Below are 20723 nucleotides of genomic sequence, written 5' to 3' on the forward strand. Positions count from 1 at the left end.
CCGTTCCGGTGACGGAACGTAGTGGAACGCGGTTCCGGGGTCAGCCCGTCCAGACCGCCCAGGCGCCCGCCTCGGTCCACCAGGACCGTTTACGGCTCAGCTCGCCCCCGACACCGTCGTCGAGGAAGGGGACCTTCTCGTCCCGGGGGACGACCGCCACGGCCCGCCCCCGGGCCCGGCGGACCTCGAACCGGATCCGCTTCCTGCCCAACGCCGACCGGGTGACCACGGGCACGGCCACCGCCACCTCGACCACGCCGTCGGTCGGGTCCGGGCCGGTCAGCAGCGGCAGCCCGTCCAGGATCGCGTACCCGCCCGCGTTGCCGATCGCGCAGGCCAGGATCGGTTCCTCGCCGTCGGAGAGCACCGCGTCGTCCACCTCGACCCGCCCGCGCCAGTGCAGTGGCCGGCCCGCGTCGTCGGCCGCGCCGAGCAGCGCGCCGTCCAGGGTCACCGAGCCGGCGTCGTTGCGCAGCAGGTCGAGCCGGCGGGGAGCGCCGTCGAGCACCGCGGCGGCCACCGCCGCCGGGTCGCGGGGCAGCCCGAGCTGCGCGGGCAGGTCACGCCGGGTCCCGCTGCGGGCCGGGTCGAGCGGGAGTACGCCGATCGGCGGCAGGTCCGGCACCGTACGGTTGCCGGCCAGCTCCGCCGGGCGGCGGCTGGGCGGTGGGGCGTACCGCCGGACCAGCCGGCGCAGGACGGCGCGCAACTGTGCGTCACTGGCCGTGGCGACGACCAGCCGGGTCTTGGAATCGGGGTCGGGCCAGGTGAGGCCGTCGGGGCGGGCGGGGGCGTCGAGCCGGGCCAGCACCTCGTCGATCTCGGCGTCGGAGCGGGCGGTGACGGTCTCCACCCGGGCACCCCGGGCGGTCAGCGCGTCCGCGCAGGCCAGCACCGGTACGCGCGGCGTGTCGCAACGCTCCTCGGTCTGCTTCGGCGGTCCCGCGCCGTCGGAGGTGTCCCCGCCGCCGCAGCAGGCCCCGCCGCTGCCGCAGCCCCCACCGGGAGCGTCCCGCTCCGAGCTGAGGGTGAGCAGCACCACGTCGTACACTCCGAGCCTCCTGCCTCTCGACGCGACCCCTGCCGGTCCCGCCGCCACTACTTGTTAGCCTGACACCCCGGGCTCGCCAACCGGTCGCCACCTGGCACCCGAGCCTTCTGGAGGCGGAGAAGATGCCAGCGATCGTGCTCATCGGCGCTCAGTGGGGCGACGAGGGCAAGGGCAAGGTTACCGACCTGCTGGGTGAGCGGGTCGACTACGTGGTGCGCTACTCCGGCGGCAACAACGCCGGCCATACGGTGATCACTCCGGACGGGCAGAAGTACGCGCTGCACCTGATGCCGTCCGGGGCGCTGTCACCGAACGCGAAGATCGTCATCGGCAACGGCGTGGTGGTCGACCCGAAGGTGCTGCTCACCGAGATCGACGGGCTCGCCGAGCGGGGCGTGGACGTCTCCCGGCTGCGCATCTCGGGCGACGCGCACCTGATCATGCCGCACCACCGGGCGCTGGACCGGGTGGTCGAGCGCTACCTCGGCAGCTCGCGGATCGGCACCACCGGCCGGGGCATCGGCCCGGCGTACGGCGACAAGGTCGCCCGGATGGGCATCCGGCTCCAGGACCTGCTCGACCCGGGCATCCTGCGCAAGAAGCTGGAGCTCGCGCTGCGCGAGAAGAACCAGCTGCTGTTCAAGATTTACAACCGCAAGGCGATCGACGTCGACGCGACGATCGAGGAGTACCTGGAGTACGCGGAGCGGCTCAAGCCGTACATCGCCGAGACCCGGGTGATGCTCTGGGACGCGCTGGACCGCGGCGAGACGGTGCTGCTGGAGGGCGCCCAGGCCACCATGCTCGACATGGACCACGGCACCTACCCCTTCGTGACCTCGTCGAACCCGACGGCCGGCGGGGCGTGCGTGGGCGCGGGCATCCCGCCGACGGCGATCAACCGGGTGATCGCGGTGAGCAAGGCGTACACCACCCGGGTGGGTTCCGGGCCGTTCCCGACCGAGCTCTTCGACGACAACGGCCAGCACCTGCGCAAGGTCGGCCACGAGTACGGCACCACCACCGGCCGGGAGCGCCGCTGCGGCTGGTTCGACGCCGTCGTCGCCCGGTACGCGTCCCGCCTGAACGGCGTCACCGACCTGGTGGTCACCAAGCTCGACGTGCTCACCGGCCTGCCCAAGGTCCCGATCTGCGTCGGCTACGAGATCAACGGCGAGCGCTTCGACGACATGCCGATGACCCAGACCGACTTCCACCACGCCACCCCGATCTACGAAGAGCTCGACGGCTGGTGGGAGGACATCACCAAGGCCAGAACCGAGGAAGACCTCCCCGAAAACGCGAGACGCTACATCGCCCGCATCGAAGAACTCTGCGGAACCCGCGTGAGCGTCGTAGGCGTAGGCCCCGGCCGGGAAGAAAACGTCCTCCGCCACCCCCTCCTCCCCTAACCCCCCCGGGCACCCCCCAACCCCAGCCCGGTTGATCAAGAAGTTTGCGCACATATTCAGCCCGAATCCGTGCGCAAACTTCTTGATCAACAGCAGTGGCCACGGAGTTGTCCACAGGGTGGGGGTGGTTGTCCACAGGGGCAGCGGGCGGGACGGGCGGTGGGCAGGTTGGGGGGATGGCGGAGTCGGATCTCCTCGCCCGGATCGCGGTCGGGCAGGACGGGGTGGTGACCACGGCCCAGGCGCTTGCCGCCGGGCTCAGCCGGGACCGGATCCGGTACCTGTGCCGCTCCGGCCGCTGGGTCAGGGTGGCGCGGGGCTGCTTCGTACCGCGTCCCGAGATGGGTGATCTCGCGTTGCGCCGCGCTCGCATCCGCGCGGCGGTCACCAGTCTCGGCCCCCAGGCGTTCGTGGTCCTCGACACGGCCGCCGAACTGCACCGGATCGGCGGGCTTCGCCCGACCTCCGCCATCCACGTGTCGGTGCCGGCGGACCGGCCGAGGCCCCAGCGTCCGGCGGATCCGGACCTCGTGGTGCACCAGATCTCGGTCGCACCGGCGGATGTCGCGGAGGTCGGCGGTCTACCCGTTACGACTCCGGTCCGGACGCTGGCCGACGTCCTCCTCCGGGTCGACCGGTATCCGGCGGTCTGCGCACTCGACTCGGCGCTGAACCGGCAGCTGGTGACCGTGGCCGACCTGTCGATGATCCCTGCCCTCCTCGCCGGCCGCCGGGGAGCTGTCGCCGCCCGTGCTCACCTGGCCGAGGCGGACGGTCGCGCACAGTCACCGCTTGAGACCCGGGCCCGCCTGCGGTGTGTCGACGGAGGCGTTCCACCGGACGTCCTCCAGCTGGAGGTACGGGACGACGACGGCTACCTGCTGGGCATCGGAGATCTCGGTTGGCGGAAGGCCAGGGTGATCGCCGAGGCGGACGGGCAGGGCCCCCATCGCACACCGCAGGCGGTCTACGAGGACCGGACGAGACAGAACCGCCTGGTCAACGCCGGCTGGCGGATCCTCCGCTTCACCTGGTCCGACACCCTCCGCCCCGACTACATCCCCGAGACGGTCAAGGCCGCCCTCCGCCCCCGCTGACCACCCACCCGCCGGGGACCCGAGATCGCCAGGGTCCTGGTGCCCGGCGGCATCCTGGCCGCTCACCCGTGCCACAGCCGTTGTTGACCAGGAAGGTTCGGTCCGTTGAGGGCCGTAATTGAGACGCAAGCTTCTTGATCAACGGGGGTGGAGGCGGGGTCGGTAGGATGCCGGGTTGTGCGGGTTCTTCTTGTGGGCGGTGGGGGGCGGGAGCATGCGCTCGCGCTCGGGTTGGCCAGCGATCCGGCCGTTGAGGGGCTGGTTGCGGCGCCGGGGAATCCGGGCATCGCCTCGGTCGCCGAGCTGCGGGAGGTGGCCGCCAGCGATCCGGCGGCGGTTGCCGGGCTCGCCGTGGAGGTGGCCGCCGATCTGGTCGTGATCGGGCCGGAGGCGCCGCTGGTGGCGGGGGTCGCCGACGCGGTGCGGGCCAAGGGCGTCGCGGCGTTCGGGCCGTCGGCCGAGGCGGCCCGGCTGGAGGGTTCCAAGACCTTCGCCAAGGAGATCATGATGGCGGCCGGCGTGCCGACCGCGCGCGCCCACACCTGCACGGACGCCGAGAGCACCGCCCGGGCCCTGGACGACTTCGGCCCGCCGTACGTGGTGAAGAACGACGGGCTCGCCGCCGGCAAGGGCGTCGTCGTCACCGAGGACCGGGCCGCCGCCCTGCGGCACGCACAGGAGTGCGGCCAGGTCGTCGTCGAGGAGTACCTGGCCGGGCCCGAGGTCTCGCTCTTCGTGGTCACCGACGGCGAGGCGGCGCTGCCGCTGCTCCCGGCGCAGGACTTCAAGCGGGTCGGCGACGGCGACAGCGGCCCGAACACCGGCGGCATGGGGGCGTACGCGCCGCTGCCCTGGGCACCGCCCGGCCTGGTCGACGAGGTGATGGCCGACGTCGTGCACCCGACGCTGGCGGAGATGCGCCGCCGGGGCACCCCGTTCGCCGGGCTGCTCTACGTGGGCCTGGCGCTGACCGCCGCCGGCCCCCGGGTGATCGAGTTCAACGCCCGCTTCGGCGACCCCGAGACCCAGGTGGTCCTTGCCCTGCTGGAGACCCCGCTGGCCGGGCTGCTGCACGCCGCGGCCACCGGCACGCTGGCGGCGCACCCGCCGCTGCGCTGGCGCGACGGAGCCGCCGTCACCGTCGTGGTCGCCGCCGACGGCTACCCGGCGTCCCCGCGTACCGGTGACGTGATCACCGGCGCGGAGCGCGCCGGGATCATCCATGCCGGCACCGCGCGCCGGGCCGCCGACGGCGCGTTGCTCTCGGCCGGGGGCCGGGTCCTCTGCGGTACGGCCACCGGCCCCGACCTGGCCGCCGCGCGGGACGCCGCCTACGTCCTGGTACGCGGCGTCGAGCTGGCCGGCTCGCACCACCGCACCGACATCGCCGCCGCAGCGGTCGAGGGCCGGATCGCCGTTCCGGACTGACCCCACCGCCCGGCCGCCGCGAACCAGCCGTTCGGCCGCCGTCGGGCGTTGACAGCCCGTGTCACGATCATCGTGCCGGTGGGTGTGCGGCCTCACCGGGGTACGGGGAGGTGGATGCGGTGACCGGGTTCCTCGGTACGGCGCTCAGCTTCCCCACCGTGCTGTTCAGCTTCCTGCTGCTGGTCGTCGTCGGCTACTGGCTGCTGGTGCTGACCGGGGTGCTGGATCTCGGGGACGACCTCGACGTCGACGGCGTACCGGGTGGTGTCCTCGCCGGTCTCGGGCTCGGCGACCTGCCCAGCACCATCGTGTTCTCCCTGCTCGTCGCGGTGGCCTGGTTCGTCAGCCTGGCCGGCACCGCGCTGCTCGACGGGCTCGGCCTCGGCGCGGCGGCGCGGATCGCCGTGTCGGTCGGGGTGCTGGTGGCGGCGGTGCTCTGCGCCTGGCTGGCGACCCGGCTGGTCGCCGTGCCGTTGGCCCGCCTCTTCCCGGCCGGTACGGAGTCCAGCCGGCACGCCTTCGTCGGCGGCCTCTGCACCATCCGCACCGGCCGGGTGACCGCCGACTTCGGTCAGGCGGAGGTGACCGCGGCCGACGGCTCCTCCGCGGTCGTGCAGGTACGCCAGCCCGGCGACGAGCCGCTGCGTGCCGGCAGTTCCGCGCTGATCTACGACTACGACGTCGAGGGCGAGTTCTTCTGGGTCATGCCCGCCGGCGTCGCCTTCGACCCTACGCGCCACTTACCGATGTAACCGTCGCCGGTGACCCTCCCGCGACGGCGGGTCACCCCTCGATCCAGGCCGGACGGTCCCCCCGCCGTCGGTCCGTCCCACGCTGCCCCCAGCCCCTGAAAGGAGGATGCGCGGCACCCACCGGTCCACCAGCACACCGACCGGCCCGCGCGCTCAGCCATGGATGTCATCACCACCGGGATCGGCGTACTGCTCGCCGTCCTGCTCCTCGTCGCCCTCGGCGTGGTCCTGCTCGTCAGCCGGCTGTTCCGCAAGGTGGAGCAGGGCAAGGCGTTGATCGTGTCCAAGGTCCGGCAGGTCGACGTCACCTTCACCGGGGCGGTCGTGCTGCCCGTGCTCCACAAGGCCGAGATCATGGACATCTCGGTCAAGACCATCGACATCGAGCGGACCGGCAACGAGGGGCTGATCTGCCGGGACAACATCCGGGCCGACATCCGGATCACCTTTTTCGTCCGGGTCAACAAGACCACCGAGGACGTCATCAAGGTTGCCCAGGCCATCGGTACCGCCCGGGCGAGTGATCGGGAAACCCTCCAGGAGCTGTTCAACGCCAAGTTCTCCGAGGCGCTGAAGACGGTCGGCAAGCAGCTCGACTTCGTCGACCTCTACACCAAGCGCGACGAGTTCCGCGACCAGATCATCCGGGTGATCGGCACCGATCTCAACGGCTACAGCCTGGAGGACGCGGCGATCGACTTCCTCGAGCAGACCCCGTTGTCCCAGCTGGACGCCAAGAACATCCTCGACGCGCAGGGCATCCGGAAAATCACCGAGCTGACCGCGATCGAGCACGTGCGTACCAACGAGTTCCAGCGCGGCGAGGAGAAGGAGATCACCCGGCAGAACGTCGACGCCCGGGAGGCGATCCTGGAGTTGGAGCGACGGCAGGCGGACGCCGAGGCCAAGCAGCGGCGGGAGATCGAGACGGTGCGGGCCCGCGAGGAGGCCGAGATCACCCGGGTCCGGGCGGAGGAGCGGCTGCGCGCGGAGACGGCGAACATCCGCACCGACGAGCAGTTGGGCATCCAGCACGAGAACCGGGCCCGGGAGATCGCGGTCGCGGAGAAGAACCGCGAGCGGGTCATCGCGATCGAGACCGAGCGGATCGAGAAGGACCGCCTCCTGGAGGTCATCGGCCGGCAGCGGGAGACCGAACTCAGCACGATCGCCAAGGACAAGGAGGTCGAGGGGGAGAAGCGGGCCATCGCCGAGGTCGTCCGGGAGCGGATCGCGGTGGAGAAGACCGTGGCCGAGCAGGAGGAGAACATCAAGCGCCTGCGGGTGGTCGAGGAGGCCGAGCGTACCCGCCAGGCGGTGGTCATCCAGGCCGAGGCCGAGGCGCAGGAGAACCTGGTCAAGGACATCAAGGCGGCGGAGGCGGCCGAGGCGGCGGCCAAGTTCAAGGCCCGTGAGGAGCTGGTCCTCGCCGAGGCCCGGCAGCAGGCCGCCGAGCTGGACACCCGCGCCAAGATCCGGCTGGCCGAGGGGCTCCAGGCCGAGGCGGCGGCAGCCGGCCTGGCCGAGGTGCAGGTCCGCGAGCGCGGCGCCGAGGCGATCGAGAAGGTCGGCCGCGCGGAGGTCGCCGTCGAGCGCGACAAGGCCCTGCTGGCCGCGGAGGCGGTCCGCGAGAAGCTGAAGGGCGAGGCCGAGGGCCTCACCGACAAGGCCGCGGCGATGGCCGCGCTGGACGACGCCACCCGGGAGCACGAGGAGTACCGGCTCCGGTTGGAGCTGGAGAAGGAGGTACGCCTCGCCGGCCTCGACGCCCAGCGGCAGGTCGCCGAGGCGCAGGCGAAGCTGGTCTCCACCGGTCTGGAGAAGGCGAACATCGACATCGTCGGCGGGGACAGCGTCTTTTTCGACCGGCTGCTCAGCTCGATCTCGTTCGGCAAGAGCGTGGACGGCTTTGTCGCGCACTCCGACGTGGCCCGTGGCCTCGCCCAGCCGTGGCTGGATGGCACCGCCAGCTTCACCGACGACCTGACCCGGATGCTCACCTCGCTGAACACCGGTGACGTGCAGAACCTGACCCTCTCCGCGTTCCTGCTCCAGCAGATGCGGGCCGGCGGCTCCGACGCGGGCAAGCTCCAGGAGCTGCTGAAGGCCGCGCAGCGGCTCGGCGTGGCGGACACCCCGGTCGGGGCCCTGACCGGCCCGCGCCAGCGTGCCGGTGAGTGAGCCGGTGACCGACGGGAACACGGGGCCGGCCGCCGACGGCGCGGTGGCCCCGGGCGGGGGCGGGCTGGACGCGGGCAGCTACGAGGTGCTGCGCAACCGGCTCGTCGGGCAGGCCGCCGAGCTGGCCCGGCGGGCGGAGCGGCTCAACGCCCGGCGGCTGGAGGTCTTCGGCAGCACCGAACTGCGGCTGCTCAGCACCGAGCGGATCCGTACGGAGCACAACTGCGTGCCCCGGGACATCGTGTCGGTGGGCGGGTTGATGCTCTTCGGCTACAACGTCTTCATCGGCCTCAAGCCGGAGACGACGGTCGACGATGTCTTCTCGCTGCACCACTTCGCGCGGGAACGCGCCGACGACACCGCCGGCGACGAGAGCGACGACACCGCCGGCGGCCAGGGCGGTGACACGTTCCGCTTCGACCGGGTCGGCCCGGACGAGATGCCCGGCCTGCTGCGCGACCCCCAGTTCCAGCGCGACTTCGGCGAGCTGTACCGCTACTACCGGCAGACCCGGCTGCTGCAGTTGCGCCGGCTCGATGGGCGGCTGCTGGCGGTGTTCCAGACCGGCCCGCGCACCGACGACATCCGGGTCCTGCGGTGGCGCATCGACTCGGGCGGCGACGTGGGGTACGTCGACAGTCGAGGCGAGCGCGACCACGTCTTCCCGGCCTCCCATGACTTCGAGTGGATCGAGACGACCCGGGAGGACCACGTCCTCGGCCGGCACCCGCACATCTCCATCGCCGACGAGGTCTTCGTGGAGACGGTCGGCGGGACCCTGACCGTCAAGCTGGAGAACAACACCGAGGTCGGCGAGGGCATCTACGACGAGCCGGTGGACGAGCCGTTGCAGAGCCTCGCCGACGCGGACGTGAACTGGGCCCGGGTCGGCCCGCTGATCCTGCTGCGGCTGCGGCCGTACAAGGAGACCGAGTGGCGACACCTGGTCTTCAACACGCTGACCCGGGAGGTCGTCCGGCTCGACGGCATCGGCCCGGCCTGCCAGCGGCTGCCGGAGGACCACGGGATCATCTTCCCCGGCGGCTACCACCTGGCCACCGGGGTCACCCGCACCTTCGACACCGACGTGTCCAGTCTGGAGTTCGAGCGGGTGGTCCGTTCCCCGAACGGGGAGGACGTCCTCTACGTCTTCCACGCCCGCGCGGAGGGCCGGTCGCTGCTGCTGCCGTACAACGCCATCCGCAAGGAGGTGGCGACGCCGATCCCGTGCCATGGCTTCTCCCTGTTCGACGACGGCACACTGGTGGTGTTCCGGGCGACCTCGGAAGAGCCGACCCGGGTCCACCCGATGCAGATCTGGCAGACGCCGTTCGTCTCCGACGCCTACGCGGCGGCGCAGCCGGCGGGCACCGGCCCGCTGGAACGGGTGGGCAACGCCGACCTGGTCCGGGGCATCTCCGACTGCCTGTCGGTGGCCCGGACGGTCGACGGCACCGTCCCGACCGCCGGGGTCTACGAGGCGTTGATCGCCGCCTGCGCCCGCATCGTCGACCACTACCACTGGCTCGGCGTCGCCGACCTCGGTGACCTGCTCGCCCCGGTGGTCGAGCTGCGGCGCGCCGCCGTCGCGGTCCTCGACGAGTACGAGAACGTCCGTGCCCTCACCGAGCAGGCGCGCGCGGCGCTGGACGAGAGCGCCGAGCGGATCGCCTCGCTGGCCCGTCGGGCCCGCGGCGAGGTGCCGCTGACCGCCGACGACTGGGTGAGGCAGCTCGCCGGGCTGCGCCAGGCGCGCGGTCACCTGGAGACCGTGCGCGAAGCCCGGTACGTCGATCAGGACCGGGTCGACGAGCTGGCGGCGCGGCTCGACGAGGAGCTGACCGCCGCGGGCCGGCGGGCGGTGGACTTCCTGCGCCGGGACGACGCGTTCGCCGGCTACCAACACGAGGTGGACCGGCTCGCCGGGCAGGGGGCCGGGATCGGCACGGTGGCCGAGGCCGGCCCGGTCCGGGGCGAGCTGGCCGAACGCGCCGAGGGGTTGCAGATCATCACCGACGTGGTCGGCGGGCTGGACATCGCCGACGCGACGGTCCGCACCGGGATCCTGGCCCGGGTCGGCGAGGTGCTCGGCGGGGTCAACCGGGCGCGGGCGGTGCTGGACAACCGCCGCCGGAAGCTGTTGGAGGTGGAGGGGCGGGCCGGCTTCGCGGCCGAGTTCGCGCTGCTCGGGCAGGCGGTGACCGGGGCCCTGGCGGCGGCGGACACCGCCGAACGCTGCGACGAACAGCTCGGCCGGCTGCTGCTGCGGGTGGAGGACCTGGAGTCCCGGTTCGGGGAGTTCGATGACTTCCTCACCGAGCTGACCAACCGGCGGACCGAGATCTACGAGGCGTTCTCCTCCCGCAAGCAGGCGCTGCTCGACGAGCGGGCCCGGCGGGCCGACCGGCTGGTGTCGTCGGCGGACCGCATCCTGGCCGGCGTGCACCGCCGCGTCGGCACGCTGGACTCGCTGGACGCGATCAACACGTACTTCGCGGCCGACCCGATGGTGGGCAAGCTGCGCGCGGTCGTCGACGAGCTGCGTACCCTCGGCGACCCGGTGCGGGCCGAGGAGCTGGACGGCCGGATCCGGGCCGCGCGCCAGGAGGCCGGTCGCGGCCTGCGCGACCGCCTCGACCTGTACGCGGACGGCGGCGAGACGATCCGGCTGGGCCGGCACCGGTTCGCGGTGTACAACCAGCCGACCGACGTCACGGTGGTGCCGCACGACGGGTCGATGGCGGTCGCGGTGACCGGCACCGACTATCGCGCCCCGGTCCGGGACGAGGAGTTCGCGCGCACCCGCCGGTTCTGGGACCAGTTGCTGGTCTCCGAGTCGCCGCAGGTCTACCGGGCGGAGTACCTGGCCACGTCGATCCTGGCCGCCGCCGAGGCGGGCCGGGACGCGCTGACCCTGGACGGGCTGCGGGCGGCGGCGGCCGACGCCGGTGACTTGCGGGATCTGGTCCGCCGGTTCGCTGAGGCCCGCTACGACGAGGGTTACGAGCGCGGCGTGCACGACCACGACGGCACCGAGATCCTGCGGGCGTTGCTGCGCCTGCACGCCGGGGCCGGCCTGCTCCGTTATCCGCCGGCCGCCCGGGCCGCCGCGCAGTTGTTCTGGCGGTTCGGCGCCGACCAGGCGGCCCGCGCCGGCTGGACCGCCCGCGCCGCCTCGCTGGCCCGGGCCCGGGACCGGTTCGGCCGCCCGGACCGCCGGCCGGTGCCGTCGCCGGACTCCGCCGACCAGCCAGAAGAGGCCGGCGGTGACGCGATCGACCGGCTGTACGCCGAGCTGGCCGACGAGGTGGGTCGCTTCCTGACCGGCGTCGGGCTGCCCGGGCCGGCCGGGGAGGCCGACCTGGCCGGCGAGTACCTGTTCGAGGAGCTGTCCCGACCGCCTGCCGGGTTCGTCACCGGCGCCGGGGCCCGGGCGCTGCTCGACCGGTTCCGCCGCGCTCTCGGTGGCCCGCGGTCGCCGTCGGCGCGGGAGTTCGACGCCGACCTGCGGGCGCTCGACGGCGACCTGACCAGCCGTCATCAGCTCGTCGAGGCGTGGCTGACTGCGTTTCTCGCCGCCGACGACGGGACGCTTTCCGGGTACGACCTGCCGGAGGCGGTGGCGGTGGAGCTGTGCGGCGCCGACCTGCCCCGGCACGAGGCGACGGCGGCGATGTCGGAGACCGTCGGCGGGCTGCTCGGTGCGCACCCCCGGATCGCCGGGGCGGGGATCGCGCTGCGGCTGGACGAGACGCTGGCCCGCACCCGCCGGTTCCGTACCGAGCTGGTGCCCGCATACCGGGACTACCAGCGGCGGCGCAACGCCCTGGTGGCCGCCGAACGGGACCGGCTGCGGCTGGAGGAGTACCGGCCGAGGGTGCTGAGCTCCTTCGTCCGCAACCGGCTGCTCGACGAGGTCTACCTGCCGCTGATCGGCGACAACCTGGCCCGCCAGCTCGGCGCGACCGGCGACGCCAAGCGGGTCGACCAGATGGGCCTGCTGCTGCTGATCTCCCCGCCCGGCTACGGCAAGACCACCCTGATGGAGTACGTGGCCAGCCGGCTCGGCCTGGTCTTCGTCAAGGTCAACGGGCCGGCCCTGGGCTCGGCGGTCACCTCGCTCGACCCGGCGGACGCGCCCGACGCGACCGCCCGGCAGGAGGTGGAGAAGATCTCCTTCGCGTTGGAGCTGGGCAACAACGTCCTGCTCTACCTCGACGACATTCAGCACACCTCCCCGGAGCTGCTGCAGAAGTTCATCTCGCTGTGCGACGGGCAGCGCCGGATGGAGGGCGTGTGGGAGGGCCGGACCCACACCTACGACCTGCGGGGCAAGCGGTTCGCGGTGTGCATGGCGGGCAACCCGTACACCGAGTCGGGGCAGCGGTTCCGGGTGCCGGACATGCTCGCCAACCGGGCCGACGTGTGGAACCTCGGTGACGTGCTCTCCGGGCGGGTGGAGGTGTTCGCGCTCAGCTACATCGAGAACGCGCTCACCTCGAACCCGGTGCTGGCACCGCTCTCCGGTCGGGACCGCGGCGACGTCGAGCTGCTGGTCCGCATCGCCCGGGGCGACGACTCGGTCCGGGCCGACCAGCTTTCCCACCCGTACGCGCCGATCGAGCTGGAGCAGATCGTCTCGGTCCTGCGCAAACTGCTGCGCGTGCAGCAGGTCGTGTTGGCCAACAACCAGGCGTACATCGCCTCGGCGGCGCAGTCCGACGCCTCCCGCACCGAGCCGCCGTTCCAGCTCCAGGGGTCGTACCGGAACATGAACAAGCTGGCCGAGCGGATCGTCCCGGTGCTCACCGACGAGGAGCTGGAGGCGGTCATCGACGACCACTACCTCGGCGAGGCGCAGACCCTGGCCGCGGGCGCCGAGGCCAACCTGCTGAAGCTGGCCGAGCTGCGCGGCCGCCTCACCCCTGAGCAGGCCCGCCGGTGGGCCGAGGTCAAGGTCGGCTACCTGCGGGCCCGGGCGCTCGGTGGCGCCTCCGACGACCCGGTCGACCGGGCGGTGGGCGCGCTCGGCCTGTTGGCCGACCGGGTCGGCGGTGTGGAGGCGGCGATCGGCCGCGCCGTCGACCGGGCCTGACGTCGCGGCGGGGAATCTCCCGGGTACGGGCAACCCCCGCCGCTCCCACCTCCGTTTGAACGGTGAGGTGAGGAGGTGGCGGGATTGCCTGCCGACATCGAGGGTTACCGCGAGTACGTCTCATGCAGGCCGCGACCGGCGTCGGCATGCTCGTTCTCGGCATCGCCATCGCCGTCGGCGCGTGACCGGCGCCGCCGCGACTCCGGCGCCCGGGTGTCACCCCGAACGCCGGAGCACCGCTCAGCGGCAGCGCCAGCGGACCGCGCGCATGTCGATGGTCTGCCGGCCGGGCTTCGTGTCGAGGGCCCCACCGATCACCTGCCCGTCATCGCTGATGCTCACCGCGTCCGCGCCGTACCGGCCGGTGCGCCCGTCGAGGTCGGGCAGTCGCACCAGCCCGTCGTCGGTCAACAGTCCGGTGCCGATGGCCGGCCCCGGTGCCGACCTGCTCGGGCGCCAGGTGTGGTCGACCAGGCCGACCATCCATCCTCGACCGTTGCCAGCGGACGGATTGAGCTCGGCCGGCAACGGCACGTACTCGCCGCGGGCCAGGTGGTAGCGGACCGCGTGTACGGGCCCGTCGCCCTCGCGCCGGTACGCCCTTCCGGTGATCCACCCGCCCTGGAACGACTTGGGCGCGAAGTCGGTCGCCGTACCGCCGGTGACCGACGGCAGCGGCAGCAGCTCGGGCTTTCCGCCGGACCGCCAGACGACCGCCCGTAGCGCCTCATGGGGGCCGTTCTGGATCTTGCCGACGACCGTGCCGTCGGAGTCGACGCCGATGGCGATCCCTTGCCACTTCGGGCCGGGCAGCGGCAGATCGACGGCCGGCTTTTCCGGGTCGGACCACAGCACCGGCAGCCGCCGGTCGCCGTCCTGCCGGGCCCCGACGATCCGGCCGTCGTCACTGATCGCCGTGGCCTCGCCCGCCGCCACCCCGGGCAGCCGGGTGGCCTTGCCCGCCCGCACCACGTACGGCTGCGGCCGATCACCGACATACGCCTCACCGACGGCGACGCCGGACGGGCTGACATCGACCAACTGCTGGCTGGAGCCGGGCAGCCGCACCTCGCGGGCCTGGTCGCCGTCCCAGATGATCACCGGGTACGAGAAGCTGCTGCTCGGGTACGAGCGGCCGAGCAGATACCGGCCGGTCGGGTCGCCGCCGGTGACCTGGCTCTTGTGGGCCCCCCCGGGGATGGGTAGCAACTCGGCCGTGCAGGTGGTCGGCCCGGACGACGGCGGCGGAAGGCTGGCGCTGGCCGACGTCCCCGCCGCCATCGGCGGCCCCTGCTCGGCCGGCCGGTCGGCCCGTACGGCCAGCGGCACGACCGCCACCGCCGCCACCGCCGCCACCCCGGCGACCGAGGCGGTGAGCGTCCGGCGGTTGCGCCGACGACGGCGCGCCTCGCGTATCGCCGTGGACAGGTCCACCCGGGACGGCCGGTCGGGGCCGTCGTCGAGATGCCGCAACAGTCCGGCGAAGTCTTCCTCATCGGTTGTCATCGCACTGCTCCTCTCTCCATCAACTCCCGATTGCCGAGCAGTCGGCGCATCGCGGCAAGACCGTGTGCGGTCTGGCTCTTCACCGTGCCGGCCGAGCAGCCCAGGGTGCGGGCCACCTCGTCCACCGGCAGGTCGTGCAGGAACCGCAGGACCAGGACGGCCCGCTGACGCGGGGCCACCTTCGCCAGGGCGTCGCGCAGAACCGTCCGGTCCTCCGTGCCGTGGTCCTCCGTACGGCGCACGTCCGGCGGCGCGCCGAAGAGCCGGATCCGCCACCAGCCCTTCCGGCGGCCGTCGAGGAAGAGCCGCACCAGAATCACCCTGACGTACGCGTCGATCTGGTCGGCCCGCGACGCCCGGGACCAGCGCTCGAAGAGCCGGACCGCCGTCTCCTGCACCAGGTCGTCGGCCTGGTCGATGTCTCCGCACAGCGAATACGCCAAGCGGTGCAGCATCGGCAGCCGCCCGCTGAGGTACTCGACGTATTCCTGTTCTGATGCGTCGGGCATCCGGTTACCTCCGTCAGTTCCCCCCTACAGACGGCGGTAGGTCGGAAACGGTTGTACGCGCCGACGACGGCTCTCCTCGCCGCCGGCGCCGCCGCGGCACCTCGGTGCTGGCCATTACCAACAACTTCCGCGGCGGCAACCGGGTGCAGACCTCGACGGCGGCCGACGCGCCGCTGCTCACCATGGACCAGCTCGTCGCGATCGCCCGGGCACCCGGGCTGAGCCTCTACCCGTGACGGCGGACGGGGCGCGATCCGTCGCGCCCCGTCCACCATCGGGCGGTCAGGCCAGGCCGAGCGCGGCGGCGACGACGGCCTGGGCGGTCCGGTTGAGGTCTCCACCCTTGGCGTCGGTCCCCGTGATCGAGTACTCGACCCGGAACCGGCCGTCCTCGGTGGACGCCACGCCCGCCAGGTAGCCGTACCGGGCACCGGTCTTGAGCCAGAGGGTCTCGCCTCCCGGAAGCGGGAAGGCGATGAGTCCGGCGCTGTGCCGGGCCGGTCCGCCCGCGACGTCCGGGACGGCCGGCAGGGTGAACATCTCGGCCAGCTGGGTTTCCGGCACCACCCGGCCGGCGAACAGCGCGGTCATGAAGGTGTCCAGGTCGGCGAGGCTGGAGATGACGTCGCCGGCGGCCGGGGTGAAGGTCTGGCTCCAGGTGGTCGCGTCGACCAGTTCGGTCACCCCGTCGCGGACGACGGCCTGGTACCCGTGTGCGTGCGGGCCCCGGATGCGCGGGTCGTCGCCGGGCGCGTACGTGTCCGCCAGGCCGAGCGGGCGGGCGATCTGCCGGTCCAGCTCCTCGGCGTACGAGTGGCCGGTCACCTTCTCGATCAGCAGGCCGGCGACGATGTAGCCCATGTTGGTGTAGTGCTGCTTCTTCCCGGGTTCGAACTCCCGGGGGTTGCGCAGGCCGAGCCGGACGATCTGCTCCGGGGTCCACCGGTCGTACCGGTGGGCGAGCTGCCATTCGGTCCCGTCCGGCACGGTCGGGCTGGGGATCCCGCTGGTGTGGTCGAGCAGCTGGCGGACCGTCACGGTGGGGTGGTCGGGCAGCAGACCGGGCAGGTGGCTCTGCACCGACCCGTCCAGGTCGAGCCGGCCCTCGGCGGCCAGTCGCAGCACCAGCGCGGCGGTGAAGACCTTGGTGACGCTGCCGACCCGGAACCGTGCGTGCGGCGGCACGGGGGCCTGGCTGTGCAGGTCCCGGACGCCGGTGGCGCCGGTCCAGCAGCCGTCCGGGGTGGCTATCCGGACCTGGGCGCTGGTGGCGTCGGCGTCGGGTAATCCGGCGATCTCCTGCCGGAGCGGGCCGGGGTCGAGGGTGCCGGGGCGGCAGTCGGCGGTGGAGCGGGCTGGCGGTGCGGCGGCGACCGCGCCGGGGGTCGCGACGGTCAGCGCGGTGGCGAGTGCCGTCGCGGCCAGGACGGTACCGCGATTCATGATCTTCATGACGTCGAGCCTGCCGTCCGGCGCCGGCCGGGAGCATCGGGGAGATTCCCTCGGCGTACCCGGATCGGCTGACCGGGGGAAACCTGGTCAGCCGTAGTAGCGGCGCAGTTCCCGGGTGAGCACCTTGCCGGTGGCGTTGCGCGGCAGGTACTTCACGAAGATCACGTCCCGGGGCACGGAGAACCGGGCCAGGTAGTGCCGGACGTACTCGCGGACCGCCTCGGGGTCGAGGGTCTCGCCGGGGTGCAGGCCGAGGAAGGCGGCGAGTCGCTGGCCGTACTCGGGGTCGGGGACCCCGAGTACGGCGGCCTCGCGTACCTGGGGGAGGCGGGCGAGCAGGTCCTCCACCTCGGACGGGAAGACGTTCTCGCCACCCGAGACGATCATGTCGTCGGCGCGGCCGTCGACGAAGAGCAGCCCCTCGGTGTTGATCCGGCCGAGGTCGCCGGTGTCGAGCAGCCCGTCGTGGGTCTCCCGCCGGGCCCCGGAGGTGTAGCCCTCGAAGAGCATCTCGTTACCCACGAAGATCCGCCCGACCCGCCCCTCGGGCACCGGCTCGCCGTCGGCGTCCAGGATCTCCAGCCGGGTGCCGTGCGGCGGCCGGCCGGCGGTGGTGGGGGCCTCGCGCAGGTCGGCGGGGCCGGCGATGGAGGCCCAGGAGACCTCCGTCGAGCCGTACAGGTTGTAGACCACGTCGCCGTAGACGTCCATGAACTGCGGCGCCAGCCCGCCGGGCAGCGCCGAGCCGCTGACCGCGACCACCTTCAGCGGCGGCCGCGGGTCCGGCGGCGGCACGTCGAGCAGTCGCTGCACCATCACGGGTACGGCGAAGAGCGCCTGGCACTGGTGCGCCACGAGCGCGGCCAGCGTGGCGGTCGGCTCGAACCGGCGGTGCAGCACGATCGTGGCGCGCAGCGCGAAGGCGATCTGGAGGGCGGCGTACCCCCAGGTGTGGAAGAGCGGCGCGGCGATCAGCACGGTGTCCCGGGCGTGCAGTGGGATGCGGTCGATGATGGACACCAGCGGGCCGAAGCCATTGGGCGTGGGGCGCCGCGCGCCCTTCGGCGTGCCGGTGGTGCCGGAGGTGAGCACGATCGTCCGGCCGTCGCGCTCGGGCGGTTGCAGCTCGCCGGGGAGCGCGCCGGCGATCAGCTCCTCGTGGCCGCGTTCGTCCACCCGGCTCACCTCGGCGGGCAGGCCGAGGAGCCGGTCGGCGAACTCGTCGTCGTGCACCAGCACCCGCAGCCGCTGCTCCTCGGCCACGGTGGCCAGCTGGGCGGCGGCGAGGCCGCTGTTGACCAGCACCGCGTCGGCGCCGAGCACGGTGGCGGCGACGACCGCCTCGATCAGCCCGTGGTGGTTGCGGCAGAGCACCCCGACCCGGTCGCCGGCCTGCACGCCGAGCCCGGTACGCATCGCCCGGGCCAGCCGCTCGGCCCGCTCCAGCAGTTCCTGGTAGGTCAGTTCGCCGCCCTGCTCGTCGATGACGGCGATCCGGTCCGGGTCCCGGGCGGCGGCCTGGCGCAGCTCGCCGGCGAGACTCCAGCCCCACTTGCGCAGCGCCCCGAGCTGGGAGGCGACCCGGATCGGCCGGCCCGGGGTGAGCAGCCCGCGCCGGGTCAGCGTGGCCACGACGAACGGCAGGTCCATGCGGCGGCCTCCTTCGAGGGTGCGCTGACGGGCCCCCGTGGGGGCCCGTCACCGGGACGTCACCCTTCGATCATGCACCGGTTGCTTTCCGGAGCCCAGCCGGTGCGAGCCGCGGCCACCTGGTGGACACCCGGGAGTCGCGGACACCGCCACCGAGGGTGACGGTCAGCGGATCTGCATGCCGGAGATCGCTCGGGAGATGACCAGCCGCTGGATCTCCGAGGTGCCCTCGAAGATGGTGTAGATCTTGGCGTCCCGGTACCACCGCTCGACCGGGTGGTCGCGTAGGAAACCAGCGCCGCCGAGCAGCTGCACCGCCTTCTCGGTGACCGCGACGGCCACCTCGCCCGCCTTGAGCTTGGACATCGAGCCCTCGCCGGCAGTGAAGGGGCGGTTGTTGCGGCCCATCCAGGAGGCCCGCCAGACCAGCAGCCGGGCGGCGTCGATCTCCATCTTCATGTCGGCCAGCGCGAACGCGATTGCCTGGTTGGAGATGATCGGCCGTCCGAACTGGACCCGGTCCCTGGCGTAGTCCAGGGCGTACTCGTAGGCGGCCCGGGCCACGCCGAGCGCCTGCGCGCCGACGGTGGGTCGGGACAGCTCGAAGGTGCGCATCGCGGCCTGCCCCGAGGCGCGCTGCCCGGAGCGGGCCCGGTCGAGCCTTTCGAGCAGGGCGTCCCGGCCCCCGAGCAGGCAGCGCCCGGGCACGCGTACGTCGTCGAGGAAGACGTCGGCGGTGTGCGACGCGCGCAGGCCCAGCTTGCGTAGCTTGCGGGTCGCGCTGAGCCCGGCGGTCCCCGGCGGTACGACGAACGCCGCCTGCCCGCGCGAGCCCAGCTCGGGCTCGACCGAGGCGGTGACCACGTGCACCCCGGCGATCCCGCCGTTGGTGGCGTACGCCTTCTGCCCGCGCAGCACCCACTCGTCGGTGGCCTCGTCGTAGACGGCCCGGGTGCGCATCGCGCCGACGTCGGACCCGGCCTCCGGTTCGCTGGTGCAGAACGCGGCGACGGTGGGCTGGTCGACGTCGCCGAAGCACTGCGGCACCCATTCGACCATCTGGTCGGGGGTGCCGGCGCCGTAGATGGCGGCGACCGCGAGAGAGGTGCCGAAGATGCTCAGGCCGATGCCGGCGTCACCCCAGAAGAGCTCCTCGCTGGCGATCGGCAGGGACAGGCCGGTGGGGTCGGCCCAGCAGGTGGCGAGGAACTCGAAGCCGTACAGACCGACCTTCGCCGCTTCCTGGATGATCGGCCAGGGAGTCTCCTCCCGGGCGTCCCACTCGGCCGCGGCCGGGCGCACGATCTCGGCGGCGAAGCCGTGCACCCAGTCGCGCAGGTCCCGCTGGTCCTCGTTCAGGTCGAGCGAGAACTCGGCCATGTCAGGCCTTGGGGATGTCGAACAGGTTGGCGATGTTGGCCGCCAGGCCCAGGTCGCCCTTGGCCTTGAGCTTGCCGGTCATGAACATCATCACCGGGTTGGCGCCACCGGAGACGATCTTCAGGAACTCGACCGGACCCATGGTGAGGCTGAGCTTCGGGTCGTGCTGCGGGGTCTCGTTGACGGTGCAGGCGCCGTCGGCGATGGCGACCTCGTAGGTGTCGGTGCCGCCGTCGGGCCTGCCGGTGATGTTCCAGTGGATGACCGCGTTGGTGGAGCCGGCCCGGTCGGCGCGGAACAGCTGCGGCATCCGGCCGAAGACCTCGCTGAGGATCTTGCCGCGCAGGTCGCCGGACATCACCCCGGCGATCTTGTCGTCCGGGGTGGACTTGACCAGCTGCGCGAACTCCTTGGGGCCGACGTTGGCGAAGTTGGCCGGGTCGAAGTCAGTCATGGGGAAATGCACCTCTCGGGCGGGGCGACTTGGTTACTCGCCCGTAACCTTACGCACGGGTAGGTATGCTCGCAAGGGTGTCCAGCACACCCACCTTCAAGCGCCTCCCCCGGGCCGTACGCGAGCAGCAGATGCTCGACGCGGCCGTCAAGGTCTTCTCCCGGCGCGGCTTCCACGCCGCCAGCATGGACGAGATCGCCGAGGACGCCGGCATCTCCAAGCCGATGGTCTACGCCTACCTCGGCACCAAGGAGGAGCTCTTCGTCGCCTGCCTGCACCGCGAGGGCACCCGGATGATGGAGGCGATCGCCGGGGCCGCCGCCCCGGACCTGCCCGCCGACGAACGGCTCTGGCGCGGGCTGCGCGCCTTCTTCGGCTTCGTCGGGGCGCACCGGGACGGCTGGGCGGTGCTCTACCGGCAGGCCCGGGGCTCCCAGCCGTTCGCCGGGGAGCTGGCCGCGATGCGCGCCCGGCTGGTCGAGGTGGTCGCCGGGATGCTCGACCACGCGCTGCGCGCCGAGGGGCGCGAGGTGGGCGAGACCGAGCTGGAGGTGGTCGCGTACGCCCTGGTCGGCGCGACGGAGTCCCTCGCGGACTGGCTGGCCGACCACCCCGAGGCCGACCCGGAGAAGACCGCCACCCGGATGATGAACGTCGCCTGGCTCGGGGCGGGCCAGCTCCTGCGCGGCGCCACTTGGCGGCCCCCGGCGGGCTGACGATCCACCGGCGCCCCGGAGTGTCGGAGGTGGCCGCCAA

General features: G+C 72.7%; 15 protein-coding genes. 8 read left to right on the forward strand and 7 right to left on the reverse strand.

Annotation, left to right across the window (positions count from 1 at the left end):
* Positions 1 to 40 precede the first annotated feature (40 nt).
* Entirely contained in the window at positions 41 to 1051 is a 1011-nt protein-coding gene (locus ABZ807_RS08050; RefSeq protein ID WP_357154148.1) for a hypothetical protein, read from the reverse strand.
* A 122-nt stretch (positions 1052 to 1173) separates the two neighbouring features.
* Here ABZ807_RS08050 and ABZ807_RS08055 point away from each other — a divergent pair, with 122 nt between their 5' ends.
* From ABZ807_RS08055 to ABZ807_RS08080, 6 genes are all read left to right on the forward strand, one after another.
* Positions 1174 to 2463: an adenylosuccinate synthase gene (locus tag ABZ807_RS08055; protein ID WP_357154149.1), complete on the forward strand. Its 1290-nt coding sequence runs from the start codon at positions 1174 to 1176 to the stop codon at positions 2461 to 2463.
* Positions 2464 to 2639: 176 nt separating this feature from the next.
* On the forward strand, positions 2640 to 3560 hold the full coding sequence (locus ABZ807_RS08060; protein ID WP_357154151.1) for a type IV toxin-antitoxin system AbiEi family antitoxin domain-containing protein: 921 nt from the start codon (positions 2640 to 2642) through the stop codon (positions 3558 to 3560).
* A gap of 177 nt (positions 3561 to 3737) precedes the next feature.
* Complete coding sequence (gene purD, locus ABZ807_RS08065; RefSeq protein WP_357154152.1) at positions 3738 to 4988, forward strand: phosphoribosylamine--glycine ligase; 1251 nt, start codon at positions 3738 to 3740, stop codon at positions 4986 to 4988.
* A 119-nt stretch (positions 4989 to 5107) separates the two neighbouring features.
* Positions 5108 to 5740 (forward strand): hypothetical protein, encoded by a 633-nt coding sequence (locus ABZ807_RS08070; protein WP_357154154.1) that lies wholly within the window; start codon positions 5108 to 5110, stop codon positions 5738 to 5740.
* 159 nt (positions 5741 to 5899) lie between these two features.
* Positions 5900 to 7921 (forward strand): flotillin family protein, encoded by a 2022-nt coding sequence (locus tag ABZ807_RS08075; RefSeq protein ID WP_357154155.1) that lies wholly within the window; start codon positions 5900 to 5902, stop codon positions 7919 to 7921.
* A 4-nt stretch (positions 7922 to 7925) separates the two neighbouring features.
* The gene (locus tag ABZ807_RS08080) at positions 7926 to 13016 is read left to right on the forward strand and encodes a DNA repair ATPase (protein ID WP_357154157.1); all 5091 of its coding nucleotides are present in this window, start codon (positions 7926 to 7928) and stop codon (positions 13014 to 13016) included.
* Positions 13017 to 13256: 240 nt separating this feature from the next.
* Here ABZ807_RS08080 and ABZ807_RS08085 read toward each other — a convergent pair whose 3' ends face one another.
* Both ABZ807_RS08085 and ABZ807_RS08090 read right to left on the reverse strand, forming a co-directional pair.
* Complete coding sequence (locus ABZ807_RS08085; RefSeq protein ID WP_357154159.1) at positions 13257 to 14522, reverse strand: hypothetical protein; 1266 nt, start codon at positions 14520 to 14522, stop codon at positions 13257 to 13259.
* The gene (locus tag ABZ807_RS08090; RefSeq protein WP_357154161.1) at positions 14519 to 15031 is read right to left on the reverse strand and encodes a SigE family RNA polymerase sigma factor; all 513 of its coding nucleotides are present in this window, start codon (positions 15029 to 15031) and stop codon (positions 14519 to 14521) included. Before ABZ807_RS08090 ends, ABZ807_RS08085 begins: the two co-directional genes overlap by 4 nt.
* Positions 15032 to 15135: 104 nt before the next feature.
* Between ABZ807_RS08090 and ABZ807_RS08095 the strand changes: the two genes are divergently transcribed.
* The gene (locus ABZ807_RS08095) at positions 15136 to 15267 is read left to right on the forward strand and encodes a hypothetical protein (RefSeq protein WP_357154163.1); all 132 of its coding nucleotides are present in this window, start codon (positions 15136 to 15138) and stop codon (positions 15265 to 15267) included.
* Positions 15268 to 15313: 46 nt separating this feature from the next.
* Here ABZ807_RS08095 and ABZ807_RS08100 read toward each other — a convergent pair whose 3' ends face one another.
* From ABZ807_RS08100 to ABZ807_RS08115, 4 genes are all read right to left on the reverse strand, one after another.
* Complete coding sequence (locus tag ABZ807_RS08100) at positions 15314 to 16483, reverse strand: serine hydrolase domain-containing protein (RefSeq protein WP_357154165.1); 1170 nt, start codon at positions 16481 to 16483, stop codon at positions 15314 to 15316.
* 87 nt (positions 16484 to 16570) lie between these two features.
* Positions 16571 to 18133, reverse strand: a complete 1563-nt coding sequence (locus tag ABZ807_RS08105; RefSeq protein ID WP_357154166.1) for an AMP-binding protein — start codon at positions 18131 to 18133, stop codon at positions 16571 to 16573.
* A 165-nt stretch (positions 18134 to 18298) separates the two neighbouring features.
* Positions 18299 to 19513: an acyl-CoA dehydrogenase family protein gene (locus ABZ807_RS08110; protein WP_357154168.1), complete on the reverse strand. Its 1215-nt coding sequence runs from the start codon at positions 19511 to 19513 to the stop codon at positions 18299 to 18301.
* A gap of 1 nt (position 19514) precedes the next feature.
* Positions 19515 to 19967 carry an SCP2 sterol-binding domain-containing protein gene (locus tag ABZ807_RS08115; protein ID WP_357154170.1) on the reverse strand — a complete coding sequence of 151 codons (453 nt, stop codon included), beginning with the start codon at positions 19965 to 19967 and terminating at the stop codon, positions 19515 to 19517.
* Between the two features lie 77 nt (positions 19968 to 20044).
* Here ABZ807_RS08115 and ABZ807_RS08120 point away from each other — a divergent pair, with 77 nt between their 5' ends.
* A complete protein-coding gene (locus tag ABZ807_RS08120; RefSeq protein WP_357154172.1) occupies positions 20045 to 20683 on the forward strand; it encodes a TetR/AcrR family transcriptional regulator in 639 nt (212 codons plus the stop codon).
* Positions 20684 to 20723 lie beyond the last annotated feature (40 nt).

The organism is Micromonospora sp. NPDC047548 (genome assembly GCF_040642975.1).
Taxonomy (GTDB): Bacteria; Actinomycetota; Actinomycetes; order Mycobacteriales; family Micromonosporaceae; genus Micromonospora.

Coding starts and splice junctions, on each gene's coding strand:
- ABZ807_RS08105 (WP_357154166.1), bottom strand. CDS start 18,133: ATGGACCTGCCGTTCGTCGTGGCCACGCTGACCCGGCGCGGGCTGCTC.
- ABZ807_RS08090 (WP_357154161.1), bottom strand. CDS start 15,031: ATGCCCGACGCATCAGAACAGGAATACGTCGAGTACCTCAGCGGGCGG.
- ABZ807_RS08110 (WP_357154168.1), bottom strand. CDS start 19,513: ATGGCCGAGTTCTCGCTCGACCTGAACGAGGACCAGCGGGACCTGCGC.
- ABZ807_RS08055 (WP_357154149.1), top strand. CDS start 1,174: ATGCCAGCGATCGTGCTCATCGGCGCTCAGTGGGGCGACGAGGGCAAG.
- ABZ807_RS08060 (WP_357154151.1), top strand. CDS start 2,640: ATGGCGGAGTCGGATCTCCTCGCCCGGATCGCGGTCGGGCAGGACGGG.
- ABZ807_RS08075 (WP_357154155.1), top strand. CDS start 5,900: ATGGATGTCATCACCACCGGGATCGGCGTACTGCTCGCCGTCCTGCTC.
- ABZ807_RS08115 (WP_357154170.1), bottom strand. CDS start 19,967: ATGACTGACTTCGACCCGGCCAACTTCGCCAACGTCGGCCCCAAGGAG.
- ABZ807_RS08085 (WP_357154159.1), bottom strand. CDS start 14,522: ATGACAACCGATGAGGAAGACTTCGCCGGACTGTTGCGGCATCTCGAC.
- ABZ807_RS08100 (WP_357154165.1), bottom strand. CDS start 16,483: ATGAAGATCATGAATCGCGGTACCGTCCTGGCCGCGACGGCACTCGCC.